The organism is Candidatus Eremiobacteraceae bacterium (assembly GCA_035710745.1).
In the GTDB taxonomy this organism is placed as follows: Bacteria; Vulcanimicrobiota; Vulcanimicrobiia; order Eremiobacterales; family Eremiobacteraceae; genus JANWLL01.
In genome coordinates this window covers 24249-43658 of record DASTCX010000004.1, presented here as the reverse complement: position 1 = coordinate 43658, position 19410 = coordinate 24249, and the positions used below count along the sequence as shown (strand labels likewise).

Genomic DNA, 19410 nt, shown 5'->3' with positions numbered 1-19410 from the left:
GTGGGCTGTCCCGCGTCGAAGTCTGTTGCTTCGATGTATCCAGACGAGCTTTTCCGCGAGTTCGACCGTCTCTTCGCCGAACTCAGCCTGCCTATAACGAGCCACGCCCGTCGCGGATCGTTCAACCCTAACTGCGACGTTTTCGTGACCGACCGCGGCCGTACGATCGTCGTGCGCGTCGAACTCGCCGGGGTTTCGCGCGAGAACATCAAGCTCGTCGTCGAGGGCGCCAACCTATACCTCGCCGGAAAGCGCGACCTCGACGTCAGGCGCACCGAGAGCGTCGTCCGAAAAGAGATCGAGTACGGTTACTTCTTGAAGAAGGTCCAGCTGCCGTCGCCGGTCGTCGTCGATGCCGCCAAGGCGGAGTACCACGACGGCATCCTCACGGTCAAGCTGCCGGTCGCAGACGGGTCGCGCCTGCTGCCGATCGACCGCACGGAGATCCGCATGGTCGTCCGAGGTCGCGCGTGATGGCTGAGAACGTGCGCGAGACGAGCAGCATCCCGTCGGAGCTCGCGATCCTGCCGCTGCAGGAAGCCGTGCTCTTCCCGAACACCGTCATGCCGCTCGCGGTGACCAAACAGCACGGCATCAAGCTCGTCGAAGACGCGCTGAAGAACGGCGTGCCGGTCGGCGTCGTCGCGCTCAAGGAAAAGGATGCGTCGCCGCCAGGTCCCGAGGACGTCTACACGGTCGGCACGGTCGCGATCATCCAGAAGATGATCAAAGTGCCGGACGGCACGCTGCGCTGCATCATCTCGGGAACGGTGCCGTTCAAGATCGACGAGTTCACGCAAGCGCAGCCATACCTCGCCGCGAAGATCGACTTGCTCGACGAGAACACGCTCGAAAGCGACGAGATGACCGCGCTTTCGCGCAATCTCGCGTCGCAGTACACGAAACTGCTCTCGTTCTTGCCGTCGGCGCCGAAAGAGCTCGAGCTCGAAGTCAACAACATCAGCGATCCGAATCTGCTGTCGTACTTCATCGCGTCGACGATGCGGCTCGAGACGTCCGACAAGCAGATGGTGCTCGAGGAACGCGACACGCTCGCGCGCCTGCGTATGCTCACGGCGTTCCTCACGCGCGAGCTCGAGGTGCTCGAACTCGGCCACAAGATCCAGAGCGACATCCAAAAAGAGATGGACAAGAACCAGCGCGAGTACTACTTGCGCCAGCAGCTCAAAGCCATCCAAGACGAGCTCGGCGAAGCCGATCCGACCCAAGCAGACGTCAACGAGCTGCGCGAGAAGATCGTCGCCGCGAAGATGCCGCCCGACGCCGACAAGGCGGCGATGCGCGAGCTCGACCGTCTCGGGAAGATCCCCTCGGCGAGTCCCGAGTACTCGGTCATCCGCACGTACCTCGATTGGCTCGTGACGCTGCCGTGGGCGGTGACCACCGAAGACAGCCTCGACATCGCCAAAGCGCGCAAAATACTCGACGAGGACCACTACGACCTAGAGAAAGTGAAGGACCGCATCCTCGAATATCTCGCGGTCCGCAAGCTGAAGAACACGCTCTCGGGACCGATCCTCTGTTTCGTCGGACCGCCCGGCGTCGGCAAGACGTCGCTCGGCAAGTCGATCGCGCGCGCCATGAATCGCAAGTTCATACGCTTGTCGGTCGGCGGCGTCCGCGACGAGGCGGAGATCCGCGGTCACCGGCGCACGTACATCGGCGCGATGCCCGGCACGTTCATCCGCGCGATCCGCGATGCGGGCTCGGCGAACCCGCTCATCATGATCGACGAGATCGACAAGGTCGGCGCCGATTTCCGCGGCGATCCGTCGTCCGCGCTGCTCGAAGTGCTCGACCCGGAGCAGAACAACTCGTTCCGCGACCACTACCTCGACTTGCCGTTCGACCTGAGCAAAGTGCTCTTCATCGCGACCGCCAACCAGCTCGACACGATCTCGCCTCCGCTGCGCGATCGCATGGAGATCCTTTTCCTCTCGGGTTACACGCAGGCAGAGAAGGTCGCGATCGCGCGCAAGTACCTGCTGCCGAAACAGCTCGAGGCGAACGGCCTGACGGCCAAGCAGTGCACGATCACTCGCGACGCGATCGACGAGATCGCGGCGAACTACACGCGCGAATCGGGGGTGCGCAATCTCGAGCGCGAGATCGCGACGATCTGCCGCAAGGTCGCGCGCAAGGTCGCGTCCGACCCGAAGTTCGTAGCGCGCATCACGGGGTCGAACGTCTCCGATTATCTCGGCAAACAGCGCTACTTCGGCGAGATCGCCAAACGGACGGCGGCGAAAGGCGTCGCGACCGGGCTCGTCTGGACACCTGTCGGCGGCGACATCTTATTCGTCGAGTCGACGGTGATGCCGGGCACCGGCAAGCTGACGCTTACCGGCCAGCTCGGCGACGTGATGAAAGAGTCGGCGCAAGCCGCGCTCTCGTTCCTGCGCAGCCGCTCCACCGAACTCGGCCTGTCCGACGAGTTCTTCAACAAACACGACGTGCATATCCACGTGCCCGCCGGCGCCGTGCCTAAGGACGGCCCATCCGCGGGCGTCGCGATCGCGACGTCGCTCGTCTCCGCATTCACCGGCAGACGGGTCGACGCGAGCGTCGCGATGACGGGCGAGATCACGCTGACCGGCCAGGTGCTGCCGATCGGCGGCGTCAAGGAAAAGGTGCTCGGTGCGAAGCGCGCCGGCATCAAGCGCATCGTCCTTCCGAGACGCAACGAGCCGGACGTCACCGAAGACGTTCCGCGCGAAGTCGCGAAGAGCTTGAAGTTCGTCTACGTCGAAGATCTCTCCGATGTCCTTGCCGTCGCGCTCGGCAAGCCCATCATCAAGGCGGTCGAATCCCATAACGGCCGCCGCAACGGCAAACAGCTGCCCGCAGCAGCACGCTGACCGCGCTAGGGCCCCATCGTCCCGTCCCATACTAAGCGTATTGGGACGCCAGATTCGTGGGTATAAGAACGGCAGTCCGCCTGATTCATCCCTTCATGGAGATCGCATGATCGTTCGCCCTTACGACAACGTCACTATCCGAGCATCGGAAAATGGCAGCGCGCATCCGCGTGTGCTGTTCCTAGGTTCGTATCCGCCGCGCGAGTGCGGCATCGCGACGTTCGTGGAAGACGTGCGCGGTGCGTACGACGCGATGACGGGCCTGGTCAGCGACGTGATCGCTATGAACGACACCGGCGAGCGCTATCTTTATCCGAGCTGCGTCATGGACACGATCGACCGCGACGACCTCGAGTCGTACTCGCGTGCGGCAAGATCGGCGAACGCCTCCTCAGCCGACGTGGTGAACATCCAACACGAATACGGTTTGTTCGGCGGAGAACGAGGGTCGTATCTGCTCGCGTTCCTCCGCGATCTCCACCGTCCGATCGTCCTGACGCTTCACACGACGCTGCCCGACCCCGACGAGGCGACGCTGCGCGTCACGCGCGAGCTATGCCATCGCGCCGACCGCGTCATGGTGCTCACAGAGGCGAGCAAGACGATCCTCACCGCGCGGTACGGCGTCCGTCCGTCAAAGGTATGCGTCGTCATGCACGGCGTCCCCGACGTCGCGCCGGTTCGAGGACCTCGCTGGAAGCGTCCATTCGGCCTCGAGCACGACACGGTGCTTTCGACGTTCGGGCTGCTTAGCCGCGGCAAAGGCATCGAGACGATCATCGACGCGATGCCCGCGATCGTGGAGCGCCATCCGAAAGCGCGCTACGTCCTTTGGGGACAGACGCACCCGTCGGTGAAGCGCCACGAAGGCGAACGCTACCGCACCGGCCTGCTCGAGCGGGCGCAAGCGCTCGGCGTCATCGATCGCGTCTCGTTCGTCAACCGTTACATGACCGACGACGAGGTCGTCGGCGCGCTCCTCGCGACCGACGTCTACGTCTCGACTTCCCTCGATCCGCATCAATCGGTGAGCGGCACGCTTTCGTACGCCGTGGCTTGCGGACGAGCCGTCATCGCGACAGAATACCTCTACGCGAAGGAGCTGCTCGCCGATGGGCGCGGCATCACGGTGCCGTTCCGCGATCCGCATGCGCTCGCGACGACCGTCGACGACGTGCTCCGCAACCCGGGCCTGCGCGCATCGCTCGAGTCGGCCGCGTACCGCTTCGGCCGCCGCATGACGTGGCCGCGGATCGCGGCCGGCTATCGTCAGGCGTTCGCCGATTCGCTGCTCGCAGGGCTCGACATCGCGGCCGCCAGCCTAGGCGCATGACCCCGACCGACGTCGCCGTGCAGGCGCGAGTCCATCTCGAGCACCTCCGGCGCCTTATGGCGCCGGCGGGCATCGTGCAGTTCGCCCGCGGCGAATCGCCGGATCTGCGATCGGGTACGTGCCTCGATGACAACGCGCGCGCGTGGCTCGCAGCGGTCCACGTCATGACCCGCTCGGACGCACCGGCGTACGCGCGCGAGATCGGCGATAGGGCCGCCGCTTTCGTCACTGCGGCGCAACGTGACGACGGCTGGTTCCATAATATGGCTGACATCGACGGCCAGTATCTCGACGTCGTCGGTTCGGAAGATTCGATCGGACGCACGATTTGGGCGGCGGGCACGGCAGCGCGCTGCTCGACCGTTCCGGAGTGGCGCGAGGCTGCGATCGGCCTGCTGGAACGAGCTTTGCCGGTCGTCGACGAGCTGCGCGTCACGCATGCACGCGCCTACGCGATCCTCGGCATGAGCGCGGCGCTCGCGCCGGAATCGGCGTGGCCGCTGCGAGCGGCCGGACCCGCCTTGCCAACGTCGCTTCGAGGACGGCTGAAGGACGTGTTCCTTCGCCTCGCGTCTTCGATGCTCGTCGCCCATCGCGCGAACGCCACCGCCGACTGGCCGTGGTGGTCGGATACGCTGACCTGGGGTAACGCGCGCCTGCCGGAATCGATGCTGCGCGCGGCCATCGCGACCGGCGACAAGAAGATCGAAAAGGCCGGCATGGCCGCGCTCGACTTTCTCGCATCGGTGACACAGCCGGACGATATGTTCGTGGCGATCGGAAACGACGGCTGGTACCGCCGCGATGGGCATCGCGCGATCTACGACCAGCAGCCGCTCGAAGCGTGCGGCATGGTCGATCTCTGGCACGCGGCGTACACGCTCTCAGGCGACGCCGCCTATCTCGAGCGCGCACGCACGGCCTACGACTGGTTCCGCGGCAACAACACCGAAGGCTTGGCAGTCGCCAACACGGAGACCGGCGGGTGCTGCGACGGCCTCTTGCGCGGCGAGCTCAACGGCAACCAAGGCGCCGAGAGCACGCTCTCGTACGTCCACGCAACGCTCGTCATAAACGCCGCCGCTCAGTAGGGCGATCTCAACCTAAGAGAAGATGTAGAGGTCGAGCTTTAGCTCGACCGGAGACGACCTTACACCGGGAGCCGAGCTTCGCTCGGGCTATTACATTTCCGTTGAGGAAAGGCCGCGGCGGTCGAGATGAATCTCGACCGCTCCCGGATCTGCTAGCGGGCGGCGAGTTCTTCGACGGATGCGCGGCCGGCCATGCGAAGCGAGATCGCTTTGCTGCCGCCTTCGGGCAACGAGATGCGGTGTGTCTCTTCGCTGGACGTCAGCGGAGGCGAGATCTTCAGCGTGAACGATCCGGCGCCAGCTGTGCCGATGAAGATCGCCACGCGCTTTCCTTGACGCAGCGCGACGGAGAACGGCGCGTCGCATTCGATGAAGCGGCTGACGTCCTCGTCGTAGACGTCGATCTTGCTGCGCGACCTGACCGCCATGTTCGCGTGGAGGCGGCGGCGGTGATAGAACATCGACAGGCGGCCGCCCATGACCGGCACGTCGCGCGCGCCGATCCACGACCAGTCGGCCGGGATGTGCGGATTGATGCGCAAGCCCTCGATCGTCGGCTCGAAGCCGAGCAGCCCTTCGTACACGGTCCACAGATACGTCGGGGGCATCCATGGGCTCATCGCCATGCCGCGGCTCTTGAACGAATCTCCGGACAGGCGCTCTGGGAAGAGGCCCGGCACGACGTTGTAGTAGGCGCGCGGATTATCGACTTCGCTGATCCGCCAGATGTTGCGCAGCGCCGAGGCGAGCCGGCGCGGCGAGTAGTAACGGCCGCCGAAGCCGACCCATGCGGTCAGGTTCGGCCACACGCCGCCGAGCAGTTGGATGCCGTAGTCCGGATCGTATTCGTCTTGGTGCTTGCCGACGGTGCGCACGCCGAACTGCGTCCAAAACTCGGGCGTGTAGAGCAGGTCGAGCACTTTGCGCCTTCGCTGTTCGTCCGCTACGCCGAAGAGCACCGGAAAGATCTGGTCGCCGGTCAGGTCGTGATGCTTCTCGCCCTCCGGATCGATGTTGAGCAGATAGAGCCCGGTCTTCTCGCTGACGAGCCTCGTGTTGATGGCGTCCTTGAGCACATCGGACGCCTCGGCGTAGCGCTCCGCGTCCGCTTCGGCACCCATGAGGCGAGCGAGCTGCGCGCCCAAGCGCAACGCGTACGCGCACTCGGCGTTGATCTCCGTCACCCAGCCGGAGATCTGCCCCTGCGGGATGATGTTGCGCCAGCCCGAGATGCCCCAGACGTTCGACTCGCGCGAATCGGAGAAGACGAGCCCGTCGACCATCTGCGCGAGGATCCATTCGATCGCGTTGCGCGTCATCGGCCAAGCGCGGTCGAGCGCCGACCGGTCGCGCGTCACCGCGAAGTGGTGGTAGACGGCGCCGACGATGAGCGGGGTGTCGTCGTTGATGTTGAGGTCGTAGTCGGATCGCGTCGGCGGATCGGCGCACGCGTTGATGAACTCGGTGATCTTGCCGCCGGGCTCGATGCCGAACGCGGCGACGAGATCGAGCATTCCGCGCGAGAAGTCGGGCGTGATGTAGTCGGAGCCCGTCACGAACCACGCCACGTCGCGCGTGACGACGATGTCTTGCGAAGGATCGTTCGTGAATCCGAAGCCGGACGGGAAGCGGTGCTCGACGCGCACCGTGTTGATCTTCGCCCAATCGAAGGCGCGATTGATCGCCGCTTCGGGCGTGCGTACGACGCCGTTGCGATGGACGCGCTCGTACTCCGCCTCGGTCTTCGCGAGCGCTTCACCCGAGCGCGGTGCATGCCGATACGTCTTGATGGCGTCGTCGTAGCCGCGATGGCTGAACGCCATCGATATCTCGAGCGCCGCCTTCGCGCGTGCCGGCACTTCGATCCGGTACGTCCGTTGAAAGCCGCGATCGGTGAGATTCGTCGACGCGGGCTCGGCGTCGGCGCCGAACACGCGGACCTCTTTGTCGTTGCCGACGGTGGCGCTGACGATGACACCGTCGATCTCTCGGTGCGCGACGCGTTTGTTGCGCTGGGCCATCTCAGGTATCTTGTACATGCCGGGCCAGACGAACGCTGGGAAGTGCACGTCGCAGACGACGGTCGCCGCGAGCGGCTTGTCGGTCGTGTTCTCGAACGCGATCGGCATGTGCATGATCTGGAGCAGATCATCGCGGACGGGGAGGAACGCGAGCTTGCGGATGTTCAGACCGGCGCAGCGGTAGGTCGTGTCCTGATATGCCGGCGCGTGCGTCGTCTCGACGGCGGTCGCGCGCTCGCGATCGACGGAGAACGTCGTCACCCAGCGGCCGCAATAGATCTGGTTGTCGACCGCGCTCCACAAGCCGCCGACGTCGGAAAGCGACGTCAGCTTGAGGAAAAGCTCCCAATTGCCGAGGTTTGCGCCCGTGAGCAGCCGCTCCGGCGGATACGTGTACGAGTTAGCAGGCACGGAGTTCCTTATCCGTCGGTCAGCGATGAAGCCGGGAGGTTCGCGGCGGCCGCGGAGTCGACCAGCCAGACGAGCTCACCGTCGGTCGGCGCGATGCCTTGGGCGGGATAGCGCCGCACGTCCTTCTCATTCCCGAGAACGTTCGCGAGAATGTCCGATTTGTCCGCGCCTTCGACGAGAAAGATGATGCGGCGCGCGGCATTGATCGCAGGATATGTGAGCGTCAAGCGCCACGGCGAAGCGACAGGCGCGCTCACCTGGTTCGCCGCGCACCACACGTCGGTGACTCCCAAAGCAGCGGTTCCCGGAAAAAGCGATGCCGTGTGGCCATCCGTGCCGAGGCCGAGGAACAGGAGATCGAAGACCGGAGCACCCGCGCCGAAGAACGCGCGCAGCTCGGCGTCGTATGCAGACGCACCGGCCAAAGGATCGAGCTCGCCGCGCATCCGGTGGACGTTGCCCTTCGGCACCGCGATCTTCGATAGCAGTGCGTTGCGCGCCATGCCGTAGTTGCTGCTCGGGTCGTCAGGGGCGACGCAACGCTCGTCGCTCCAGAAAAAATGGATCGACGGCCAATCGAGGGTGCGAGTCGCGAGCGTCTCGAGCATCGCGTGCGGCGTCTTGCCGCCGGAAAGAGCGACGGCGAACCGCGCTCGTTCGTGCAGCGCAGCCGAGGCCGACATCGCGAACTCATCGGCGGCGCGCTTGGCGAGGAGTAGCGGATCCGCGACTTTGACGACCCGCGTCGCGCCCAAGCCTATCCGACCTCCAGCGCCGCCTCGAGCACCGGATCGGGCGACATCGAATCGATGCAGCTGTAGAGCAGGTCGGCCTCGTCTTCCGGGTCCGGCTCGAATCGCCAACGCCGCATCGGAACGCCGCCGGCGCCGAACGCCGTCGCGTCGATGCCGACCTTATCGCTCTTCCACTCGATAGAGACGCCCGCTCGGGATGCCGACGACCGCAGGCGCAGCGCGACGATCGCGCCGTGCGTCGCCCAATCGCTCGGCACGCCGCTCAGATCTCCGTGGCCGGCGATCGCGGGCATGCGGCTGACTATCCAACCGGCGAGCAGCAGCGACCGGGCCGAGGGCGGAGAATCGCCGCCTTGCGGTCCGAGCGAAAACTCGATCTCGCTTTTGTCGATCGACGGCAGGAACGCGAGCACGGCGGGATCGTCGAAGCACGCCGACAGCGTCGAACGCCACGTCGCGATGCGGTACCAATTCATGTCGGCGATCGGCGCGCGATGACGCGCACGGTCGCGTCCATCCGAGCGCGCTCGACGATCGCTCCAAGCAAGCCGATGGAGCGTATCGAGGGCCGCCGGGCCGTCTCCGAAGCGGATAGAGTCGACGACGATCTTATCGGCGAGCGGTGCGAGCCCTCTGAACAAGCGGCTGAGATATGGCGAGTCCGATCGCCACCACAGGGCGACCGGAAGATCGGCGACGAGCAGCGCGAGTACGGTCGAAACGATCCTCGCCGAGGCATCCGGATTGCCGCGCAGGACGATCTGTTCGCTGCAGACCTGGCCGCAATCGGAGCATTCGACGTCGACCCACGTCTGCACGCGATCTGCAGGCGCGCCCGAGTCGAGCGTGACGAGCAAGACGCGCATCGGATGTGAGGCTTCGAGCGCACGGATCGCCTCGGCGACCTGCATGATCTCCGACGCGCGCTCGACGTAGACGACGAGATTGAGCGTGCAGGCGCGCGACGGCGCTTCGCCCGCAGCCACGCCGCTGTCGGCGAGCCGTTTCGTCAGTTCGGCCTCGACCTGCGCGGGTGCGACCGGCTTGAGCCCATCGAACGCCGGCGCCGCGACGCCGTCGCCGCGTTTCACAGCCTGCGCCATTGACGGCCGTCGCGCTCGATGAGCGCGTCCGCCTCGGCCGGTCCCCACGTGCCGGCGGCGTAATTCGGAAACACGGTGCTGCGGTCGGTCTGCCACACGGCGAGAACGGGATCGATAAGCGCCCACGCCGCCTCGACGCCGTCGGCCCGGTCGAACAGCGTCTGATCGCCCTTCATGCAGTCGAGGATGAGACGCTCGTACGGCGAGGCATCCTCGCGGCCGAACGTCTCGCCGTAGCCGAAATCCATGTTGACCGATCGGATGCGCATACTTGGCCCCGGCACCTTGGCGCCGAACCGAAGCGTGATCCCCTCATCGGGTTGGATCCGCAAGGCCAGGACGTTCCCCGAAAGCTCGTCGACCTGGCTCTTGCGGAACGGGAGATGCGGCGCGCGCTTGAACTGGATCGCGATCTCTGTGAGCCGCTTCGGCAACCGCTTGCCGCTGCGGACGTAGAAGGGCACATCTGCCCAGCGCCAGTTGTCGACGAAGAAGCGAAACGCGCCGTACGTCGGGGTGATCGAATCCTTGGCGACGTTCTGCTCGTCGCGATACGCCGGCACGTCGTCGCCGTCGACGAAACCCGCGCCATACTGGCCGGGAACGCACGACGCACGAAGATCTTCGACTGGGATCGGACGAATGGCTTCGATGACCCGGATCTTCTCGTCGCGGAATTCGCGCGCGTCGAACGTCGTCGGCGGCTCCATCGCGACGAGCGACAAGAGCTGGAGCGCGTGGTTTTGGATGATGTCGCGCACCACGCCGGTCTCTTCGTAGAAGTTGCCTCGCCCCTCGATCCCGAGGCTCTCGGCGACGATGATCTGCACGTGGTCGACGTAGCGGCGGTTCCAGATCGGCTCGAAGATGCCGTTCGCGAAGCGCAGGACGAGGATGTTCTGGACGGTCTCTTTGCCCAGGTAGTGGTCGATCCGATAGACCTGGTCTTCGGAGAGATACTTGAGCAGTTCCGCGTTGAGCAGCTTCGCGCTCGCGAGGTCGCGACCGAACGGCTTCTCGACGATGATCCGGACGAAGCGATCGGCGGAATCGGCGGCGGCAAGTCCGGCATCGTGGAGCTTCTCGACGATGTCGCCGAACAGACTCGCCGGCGTCGCGATGTAGAAGATGAGGTTGCCGCCGGTCGCATATTCCTTGCCGTACTTTTCGATCGCGGCCTTGAGCCGGTCGTAGGAGGCCGGATCGTGAAAGTCTCCGCCGACGTAGTGCGTGCGCTCGACGAGTCGCGCGAGCACCGCATCGTCTTTGACCCGCACGTCGCCGCTCGTTGCGACCGCGTTGCGCAGTTTGTCGCGGAACGATTTCTCATCGAGCGAGTCGCGGGCGAAGCCGATGACCGAGAACGAGGGCGGCAAGAGGTCGGCTTGCGCGAGATTGTAGATCGCGGGCAGCAGCTTGCGATTCGTGAGATCGCCCGACGCGCCGAAGATGACGAGCTGGCATGGAGCCGTCGCGCGATCGGTCCTCAGCCCTTCGCGGAACGGATTGACGAGGTCGGCGGGCGTCGTCGCCATCCTTACGCCTTCGCCTTGCCGTCGCCGGCGGCTGCCGGTTCGGCGTAGACCGCATGGCCGCCGAACTGGTTGCGCAGTGCCGCGATGACCTTGGCCGAAAACGAATCTTCCTGGCGCGAACGGAATCGCATCATGAGCGATAATGCGATCGTCGGTGCCGGAACCGCGAGGTCGATCGAGTCCTTGACCGTCCACCGGCCCTCACCGGTGTCGTCGACGTAACCCTCGATCTTGTCGAGCTTCGGATCGGCCGCAAAGGCGAGCTCCGCGAGCTCGAGCAGCCACGAGCGGACGACGCTGCCCTGGTTCCACAAATGGGCGACCTTGCCGAGATCGATGCCGTCGCCGAACTCCGACGCTCGGATGAGCTCGAAGCCTTCGCCGTACGCCTGGAGCATCGCGTACTCGATACCGTTGTGGACCATCTTGACGAAGTGTCCGGCGCCCGGCGGCCCGACATAGAGGTATCCGTCTTTCGGCGCGAGGGTGAGGAAGATCGGTTCGAGGCGTTTGCAGGTGGCGGCCACGCCGCCGACCATGAGGCAATAGCCGACCTTCAGGCCCCACACACCGCCCGACGTGCCCGCGTCGACGAGGTCGACGCCCTTGGTCTTCAGCCGCTTCGCCTGCTCTTGTCCATCCTTCCAATACGAGTTGCCGCCATCGATGACCGCATCGCCGGGCGAGAGCAGATCGCCGAGCTTGTCGATCGTCTGGATCGTCGGCGGTCCCGACGGCACCATCACCCAGACGGCGCGCGGCGGCGTCAGCGCCTTGACGACTTCTTCGAGCGACGCGCAGCCGGTAGCGCCCTTGCCGACCGACGCTTTGACGGCGTCGGCGCTGCGATCGTAGACGACGACCGAGTGGCCACCTTCGAGCAGGCGCTCGACCATGTTCGCGCCCATCTTGCCGAGGCCGATCATCGCGATCTGCATTGAAACGTTCTCCTGGATACGCGGCGTTTTACGGCGCCGGCGCTAGGTGAGGTGCGATCTTGTCGACGGTCTTCGCGAACGCCCCGAGACCGGCGTCGATATCGTCACCGAGGTCGATCGAGATGACCCGGCGGCCGTGAGCCTTCAGCGACTGCAAGTCGCCGAGGGATTGCGCCGCGATGAGCGTGCCGAAATCGAAGGGAGCACCCGGGATCGCGACGCTCCCGCCCTCGGTTCCGACGAGCTGCACGAAGACGCCGGTGTTCGGTCCGCCTTTGTGGAGCTGGCCGGTCGAATGGAGGAAGCGCGGCCCGTAGCCGAACGTCGTCGCGGCGTTCGTCGCGTCGCGCAACGCCGCACGCGCACGCTGTACGACGTTCGTGCGGGCCTGCGTCGGCATGACGAACGCGTGGAGCGCGAGGTAGTCGCCTCGGCGCAGCTGACCGACGTGCTGCGCGAGCGCCTTCTCATCGGTCGGCGCGATGCGCGAAGGATCCGCTTTCACGCCTTCGCCGAGGATCCGGTTCGTGTTGTCCTTGCTCTCTTGCACGTTCGGCTCGTCGAAAGAATCGATGCCGAGCAGCGCACCCGCGGTCGCCGTCGCGAATTCCCAGCGGAAGAATTCCTCCGCGACGTCGAGCGGATCGCGCAGGTGGATGCGCGTCACCGGATGCCCGGCTTCCTCGAGCGAGCGGCACAGCGCCTCATGCGCGCTGTCGTCGCCGCACTTGATCGAGACGAACGAGCGGTCGTCACCGTATGCGCCGGGCGGTCCCACAGGCTCGTCGGCGATCGGGATGAGACCTTTGCCTTCCTTACCTGTGCTCTCGGCGATGAGCTGCTCGAGCCACATGCCGATCGTCGCGATCTGCGGCGAGGCGAGGAACGTGATCTTATCGCGGCTGCCATGGAACGCCGCCTGCGCGAGCGCGGTGCCGAGCGTCGCCGCGGGATGGCGGTCCGCCATGACGCCGACGGCGCACGCCTGAGCCATACGGAGCGCGCGCGTCAGAAGGCCGGCCACGTCGACCCCGGCGACGGCGCCGGGAACGAGTCCGAAATACGAGAGCGCAGAGTACCGTCCGCCGATGTCCGGCGGATTTTCGAAGACGCGCCGATAGCCGCGATCACGCCCGGCGGTAGCCAACTTCGTACCGGGGTCGGTGATGCACGCGAACCGCTTCGCCGCTTGCTCGGACGAGCCGAACGCCGCGGTCGCCTTCGCCAGGAAGTACTCGGCGAAGCTGTGGCTCTCGAGCGTCGAGCCCGATTTGCTCGCGTCGATGAAGAGCGTCGCCTTGACGTCGATCTGCTTCTCGACCGCCGTCACGGCGGCAGGCGACGTGCTGTCGAGGACGATGAGCTCCGGGTAGCCGGAACGCACGCCGAAGGTCTCGCGCAACACGATCGGGCAAAGGCTGCTGCCCCCCATGCCCATGAGGACAGCGTGCTTTATGCCGTCGCGATGCACGGAATCGGCGAACCCCACGATGTCGTCGAGACACGCTTCCATCGTCTCGGGGACCGTGAGCCAGCCAAGGCGGTTCTTGATGACCTTCGCGTGTGCGGCGTCGCCGGGCTTCCAAAGATCGGGATCGTGTTGCCAGACGCGGGCGACGAGCCGTTCGTCGTCGAGCCTGGTGAGCGCGCCGCGAAGGTCGAACGCGTCGAAACCCGCGAGACGCTGCCGGTCTATCGCGTTTAGCACAGCGCCGCGACTTTGTCTTCGAGGACCGAGAACAGCTCCTGATACGACTTCTCGAACGAGACGAGGCCGTCGGCGAGGAGCTTTTCGGTCACATCGGCGAGCGAGATCCCGAGCGATTCGAGCCGCGCGATCGTGGCATCCGCCTCGTCGTAGCCCGCGTCGAGCGTCGCGGCGACCTTGCCGTGATCTCGGAACGCGTCGATCGTGGCGGGCGGCATCGTGTCGATCGTGTCCTCGCCGATGAGCGCTTCGACGTAGTAGGTGTCGGGATACTTCGGATTCTTCGTCGACGTGCTCGCCCAGAGCGGGCGCTGACGGCGGGCGCCGGCCGCAGCGAGCGCCTTGAACCGGTCCGATTCGATCGAATCCTTGTACAGGCGATAGAGACGTTTTGAATTCGCAATAGCGACCTTGCCGAGCAGCGACTGCGCGGCCGATGTACGGCCTGCTTCCGCACCGTCCGTCATCGCGGTAAGGCGCTTGTCCGTCTCCGTGTCGACGCGGCTTACGAAGCACGACGCGACCGACGCCACTTGCTGAAGCGGCAGACCCTTGTTATGGCGGTCCTCGAGACCGCTCATATACGCGTCGATGACCTTCGAGTAGTACTGCTCGCCGAACATCAGCGTGATGTTGATGTTGAGCCCCTGTGCGATGAGCCGCCGGATGACGGGAATACCTTCATCCGTCGCCGGCACTTTGACCATGAGGTTCGGGCGGTCGACGAGCGACCAGAGACGCAGGCCCTCTTTGATCGAGGCGTCCGTGTCTTTGGCGAACTTCGGCGGCAGCTCGATCGAGACGAACCCGTCGCTGCCCTTCGTCGAATTGTAGAGATCGCGAAAGACGTCGCACGCCTCGCGGACGTCGTCGGTCGTCAGCACATCGTAGACATCGGCCGGCGTCTTCTTCGCCGCGACGAGCGTCTTGACGGCGTCGTCGTAGTCGTCGCTCTCCGCGATCGCCTTCTCGAAGATCGTCGGATTCGACGTCTCGCCGCGTAAGCCGTCGACGTCGATGAGCCGGCGCAGCTCACCGCTGCGGGTGAACCCCCGGCGGATGTTGTCGAGCCAGAAGCTCTGTCCGAACTTGATGAGGTCGTTCAACGGACTAGGCATTTGCTAACCTCGAAGTTACTTGGGAGCGGTCGAGATTTGTCTCGACCGGCCGAGCGCAGCTCGGCCCTGCAAACCACGGCCTCAAAGGAGCGATCGCGCGCGTTCGGCGACGCGCTCGGGCGTGAATCCGAATTCCTTGAAGAGCGTCTCCGCAGGCGCCGACGCGCCGAAGCGGTGCATTCCGATCACGGCTCCCCGATCGCCGACGTAGCGCTCCCAGCCGAAGACGGATGCGGCTTCGACGGCGACGCGCGCATGGACCGTGGGCGGGAGGACGTCGTCGCGATACGCGCTTTCCTGCGCGTCGAAGATCGACCAGCACGGAAGACTGACGACGCGCGTCGGGATGCCGTCTTTCTGGAGCAGATCGCGGGCGGCCATGCAGACATGCACTTCCGAGCCGGTGCCGATGAGGATGACGCGCAAATCGCCTCCGCTTTCGCGTGCGAGCGTGTAGCCGCCGCGCGCCGCGCCGGCGACCGATGCGGCAGCGTAGACCGGCAGCTTTTGGCGCGTGAACGCCATCCCGACCGGCCCGCCCTTGTGTTCGACGGCGATACGCCAGCAGATGACGGCTTCGTTCGCATCGGCGGGGCGCATCATCGTCATGTTCGGGATCGCGCGCAGACTCGCGACCTGCTCGATCGACTGGTGCGTCGGACCGTCCTCGCCGAGGCCGATGCTGTCGTGCGTCCAGACGTAGATGGGATTCGCGCCTTGCAGCGCGGCGAGGCGGATCGTCGGACGCATGTAGTCGGAGAAGATAAGGAAGGTGCCGCCATACGGGCGCAAGCCGCCGTGGACCGCCATCCCCGTGAGCGCCGCTCCCATCGCGTGCTCGCGAACGCCGAAGCGAAGATTGCGTCCTGCGTAGTCGGTCGGCTCGAAGTCGCCGCAGTCTTTCACCGACGTCTTGTTCGACGTCGCAAGGTCGGCGGCACCGCCGATGAGCGCCGGCACCGTGAGGGCGAGCGCGTTGATCGCCTTCTGCGATGCGTCACGAGTCGCGACCGCACCGTCCTCCGGTTTGAAAACAGGCAGGGTGTCCGCCCAACCTGACGCGAGTTTTCCCGCCTGCTCGTCGAGGAATTGCTTCGCAAGCGCCGGGCGTTTGCTTTGATATGCGTCGAAGGCCGCTCGCCATTTCGACTCGAGCTCTGCGCCGCGCGCGATCGCGGACCTGAAGTGAGCGAGGGCATCGTCCGGTACGAGGAACTGCGCGTCGGGATCCCATCCGTACGTGAGCTTCGCGGCGCGCACTTCGTCGGCGCCGAGCGGCTCGCCGTGTGCGGCGGACGTATCCTGCTTGTGCGGCGCGCCGTAGCCGATGTGCGTGCGTACGCGGATGAGCGACGGCCGCGGATCCGCCTTTGCGGCGACAAGCGCCTGGTCGATCGCATCGATGTCGTTGCCATCAGCCACGAACTGCGTGTGCCAGCCGTATGCGTCGTACCGCTTCTGCACGTCTTCGTTGGTGAACGAGAGACTCGTCGGGCCGTCGAGCGACACGAGGTTGTCGTCGTAGAGCACGATGAGCCTACCGAGCTGGAGATGTCCGGCGAGCGACGACGCCTCCGACGCGACGCCTTCCATCATGTCGCCGTCGCTCGCGATGACGTACGTGCGATGGTCGACGATCGAACCCTCGGCGTTGTTGAAGCGCGCGGAGAGGATGCGTTCGGCCATCGCAAGACCGACGGCGTTGCCGACGCCTTGGCCGAGCGGACCCGTCGTCACCTCGACGCCCGCTGTGTGGCCGCGCTCGGGATGCCCGGGTGTCTTCGACCCCCACTGGCGGAACTGCTTGAGGTCGTCGAGCGTCAGGTCGTAGCCGGTGAGGAAGAGCAGCGCATAGAGCAGCATCGACCCGTGGCCGGCCGAGAGGACGAAGCGATCGCGATCGACCCAATCGGGGTTGCGCGGATTGAACCTGAGGTGGCGCGTCCACAGCGTATATGCCATCGCGGCGGCGCCCATCGGCATACCGGGGTGGCCTGAGTTCGCCTTCTGGACCGCATCGATGGCGAGCGTGCGGATCGTATTGACGCAGAGCAGGTCGAGCGACGGCGAAGCGACGGCGGTTGGCGATCTCACTCGTTGGCCTCCGGGAACGTGTCGTGGGTGGGTCCCGCGCGACGCGGACGGCGTCCTTGGGCGATCCGCAAAGCGGTCCCTGTGTCGCGCCGCTAGCGCACTTTCAGGCCTTGCTCACTCGTGATACGGCCGACGACGGCCGCTCGGTTCACACCGCCACGGACGAGTTCGTCGAGCAACGCACCGGTGCGTTCCTCGGGCACCGCGATGAGCAAGCCGCCGGACGTCTGTGCGTCGCAAAGAACGAGCTGAAGCGCCTCGGGCACGGATTCGAATGACGAGCCCAGCGCGAGCGCGCGTTCGAGATTCGACTTCGAGCCCCCGGGCGCGTGACCGAGCGCGGCGAGTTCGAGCGCGCCGGCGAGGAGCGGCACCGAACGAGCATCGATCGAAGCGCCGACGCCCGACCCGTCGATCATCTCGCGCAGATGGCCGACCAAGCCGAAGCCGGTGACGTCGGTCGCGGAATCGATGCCGACCGAGAGCATCGCCTCGCAAGCCGCACGATTGAGCGTCGTCATGCTTTCCACAGCCGCCGCGAGTTCCGCATCGCCGATCGCATCGCGCCGCCGAGCCGTCGTGATGATGCCGGTACCGAGCGGCTTCGTCAAGACGAGAGCGTCGCCGGCCCGCGCCGTCGAGTTGCGCACGATCTTGTCTGGGTGGACGAGGCCGATGGCACAAAGGCCGTACTTCGGCTCCGGGTCCTTCACCGTGTGACCGCCGATGATCGCGATCCCCGCTTCGCGCGCTTTCGCAGCGCCGCCGGCGAAGATCGCCCCGAGAACGCTCTTGTCGAGTCCCCTCTCGGGGAAAGCCGCCACCGCGAGCGCCACGACCGGTTTCGCACCCATGGCGTAGAGATCGGAAAGCGAGTTGGCGGCGGCGATCGCGCCGAACGTCGCCGGGTCGTCGACGATCGGCGTGAAGAAGTCGACCGTCAGCGCGAGAGCGGTATCGGACGCGATGCGATAGACGCCCGCGTCGTCGGACGTTTCGAATCCGACGAGGACGTTGGGATCATCGGGCGGCGGCATGACGCGCAGGACCTGCGCGAGGACGCCCGCGTCCATTTTGGACGCTCAGCCTGCGCAGTCGACGACGTGCGTCAGGCGAGCGATGTCGGATGCAGACATGACGTCGATTGCTTTGGTGCGCCGACGAAGGCGACCTTTGGTGCGGACAAGAACGATGCGCGCGCGAGAGGTGCGAACGACGTGTCAGAGATCTTGTTGATTCCGGGTCCGGTCGCCGTTTCCGAAGACGTGCTCGCCGCCGCTGCCGCGCCGATGCAAAACCATCGCGGCCCACGCGCGCGCGCCTTATACGAACGGCTCTACGAGCGTTTGCGCGAGATTCTCCAAACATCAAAGCGCATCGTGCTGCTCGGAAGCTCCGGGACCGGCGCGCTCGAGTCGATCGTGGTCAATCTGTTCTCTCCCGGCGACAAGCTGCTCAGCCTGAGTGTCGGATCGTTCGGCGATCGGCTCGCCGCGATCGCGCGAGCATACGGCGGCGACGTCGAATCGATGTCCGAGCAATGGGGTTGGGGCAACGACCCACAGCGGCTTCGCGATCGGCTTCGAGCGGATACGGCGGGTGTGATCAAGGGCATCCTCATCACTCACAACGAGACGTCGACCGGCGTCGGCAACGACCTCGAAGCGCTCATGAAGGCGAAAGGCGATCATCCGGCTCTCACGGTCGTCGACTCCGTCAGCGGCGCCGGCGCGGTCGAGCTGCGTACGGATGAATGGCGCATCGACGCGCTTGCGACCGCCTCGCAAAAGGCGCTCGCGGCCCCTCCCGGCGCGGCGATCGTCGTCCTGAGCGACCGCGCGTGGCAAGCGGCCGAGCAGGCCAAGATGCCGCGCTTCTACCTCGACCTTCTCAAGGCGCGCAAAGCAGCCGACGACGGCGCGACCCCCTGGACACCCCCTGTCCCGATACTAACGGCCCTCGAACGGGCGTCCGATAACTACTTGAAGGAAGGCCGCGAAGCCGCGCATGCGAGGCATGCGCGCTATGCCTCTGCCGTCCGTGCCGGGTGCATGGCGGTGGGGCTGACGCTCTTCGCGCAGCCGCGTTGGTACTCGCAGACGGTCACGGCCGTCCGAGTGCCGGCGGGTGTCGAAGCCAAGGCACTTCTCAGCCGCCTTCGAGAGCGCTACGGCGTCGTCGTCGGCGGCGGACAACAACAAGTGGAAGGCAAGATCTTCCGCATCGGCAACATGGGAGCGCTCGCAGAGCGCGATCTGATCGGCGCGATGGGAGCGCTGGAGTTGGCGCTCGGAGACTTGGGCGTGAGAGTGGCGCTGGGATCGGCGAGTGCCGCGACAGCGCGCACCCTCGCCGGCGCGGACGGGAGCGTCCGAGCGGCGACAGCCAGGGCAGCGATGTAGCCCGATCGGTTCGACTGGGGGA

At 65.7% G+C, this 19410-nt stretch carries 14 protein-coding genes; 5 read left to right on the top strand and 9 right to left on the bottom strand.

Features of this window, described 5'->3' with window-relative positions; all coding sequences use genetic code 11:
• The first annotated feature begins 33 nt into the window (after positions 1-33).
• The 4 genes from VFO25_01270 (at position 34) to VFO25_01255 (ending at position 5303) form a co-directional block, all read left to right on the top strand.
• Positions 34-474, top strand: coding sequence for an Hsp20/alpha crystallin family protein (locus VFO25_01270; GenBank protein HET9341529.1), 441 nt, complete (start codon positions 34-36; stop codon positions 472-474).
• The gene (gene lon / locus VFO25_01265) at positions 474-2879 is read left to right on the top strand and encodes an endopeptidase La (GenBank protein ID HET9341528.1); all 2406 of its coding nucleotides are present in this window, start codon (positions 474-476) and stop codon (positions 2877-2879) included. Before VFO25_01270 ends, lon begins: the two co-directional genes overlap by 1 nt.
• A gap of 106 nt (positions 2880-2985) precedes the next feature.
• Positions 2986-4212, top strand: a complete 1227-nt coding sequence (locus tag VFO25_01260) for a glycosyltransferase (GenBank protein HET9341527.1) — start codon at positions 2986-2988, stop codon at positions 4210-4212.
• Complete coding sequence (locus VFO25_01255; protein HET9341526.1) at positions 4209-5303, top strand: hypothetical protein; 1095 nt, start codon at positions 4209-4211, stop codon at positions 5301-5303. Before VFO25_01260 ends, VFO25_01255 begins: the two co-directional genes overlap by 4 nt.
• Positions 5304-5455: 152 nt before the next feature.
• Here VFO25_01255 and VFO25_01250 read toward each other — a convergent pair whose 3' ends face one another.
• The 9 genes from VFO25_01250 to selD all read right to left on the bottom strand — a co-directional run bounded on the left by VFO25_01250 (position 5456) and on the right by selD (position 18122).
• Entirely contained in the window at positions 5456-7735 is a 2280-nt protein-coding gene (locus VFO25_01250; protein HET9341525.1) for an amylo-alpha-1,6-glucosidase, read from the bottom strand.
• Positions 7736-7743: 8 nt separating this feature from the next.
• Positions 7744-8490 carry a 6-phosphogluconolactonase gene (gene pgl, locus VFO25_01245; protein HET9341524.1) on the bottom strand — a complete coding sequence of 249 codons (747 nt, stop codon included), beginning with the start codon at positions 8488-8490 and terminating at the stop codon, positions 7744-7746.
• A gap of 2 nt (positions 8491-8492) precedes the next feature.
• Positions 8493-9593 carry a glucose-6-phosphate dehydrogenase assembly protein OpcA gene (locus VFO25_01240; GenBank protein HET9341523.1) on the bottom strand — a complete coding sequence of 367 codons (1101 nt, stop codon included), beginning with the start codon at positions 9591-9593 and terminating at the stop codon, positions 8493-8495.
• Positions 9578-11128, bottom strand: a complete 1551-nt coding sequence (gene zwf / locus VFO25_01235; protein HET9341522.1) for a glucose-6-phosphate dehydrogenase — start codon at positions 11126-11128, stop codon at positions 9578-9580. Before zwf ends, VFO25_01240 begins: the two co-directional genes overlap by 16 nt.
• Positions 11129-11130: 2 nt before the next feature.
• Positions 11131-12066: a decarboxylating 6-phosphogluconate dehydrogenase gene (gnd, locus tag VFO25_01230; protein ID HET9341521.1), complete on the bottom strand. Its 936-nt coding sequence runs from the start codon at positions 12064-12066 to the stop codon at positions 11131-11133.
• 28 nt (positions 12067-12094) lie between these two features.
• Positions 12095-13774: a hypothetical protein gene (locus VFO25_01225; GenBank protein ID HET9341520.1), complete on the bottom strand. Its 1680-nt coding sequence runs from the start codon at positions 13772-13774 to the stop codon at positions 12095-12097.
• A complete protein-coding gene (gene tal / locus VFO25_01220; GenBank protein ID HET9341519.1) occupies positions 13768-14892 on the bottom strand; it encodes a transaldolase in 1125 nt (374 codons plus the stop codon). The genes VFO25_01225 and tal overlap by 7 nt, the downstream gene beginning before the upstream one ends.
• A gap of 81 nt (positions 14893-14973) precedes the next feature.
• Positions 14974-16986 carry a transketolase gene (tkt, locus tag VFO25_01215; GenBank protein HET9341518.1) on the bottom strand — a complete coding sequence of 671 codons (2013 nt, stop codon included), beginning with the start codon at positions 16984-16986 and terminating at the stop codon, positions 14974-14976.
• Between the two features lie 92 nt (positions 16987-17078).
• A complete protein-coding gene (gene selD, locus VFO25_01210; protein ID HET9341517.1) occupies positions 17079-18122 on the bottom strand; it encodes a selenide, water dikinase SelD in 1044 nt (347 codons plus the stop codon).
• Here selD and VFO25_01205 point away from each other — a divergent pair.
• Positions 18090-19388, top strand: coding sequence for an alanine--glyoxylate aminotransferase family protein (locus tag VFO25_01205; GenBank protein ID HET9341516.1), 1299 nt, complete (start codon positions 18090-18092; stop codon positions 19386-19388). The two genes, selD and VFO25_01205, sit on opposite strands and share 33 nt — an antisense overlap.
• The last annotated feature ends 22 nt before the right edge of the window (positions 19389-19410 follow it).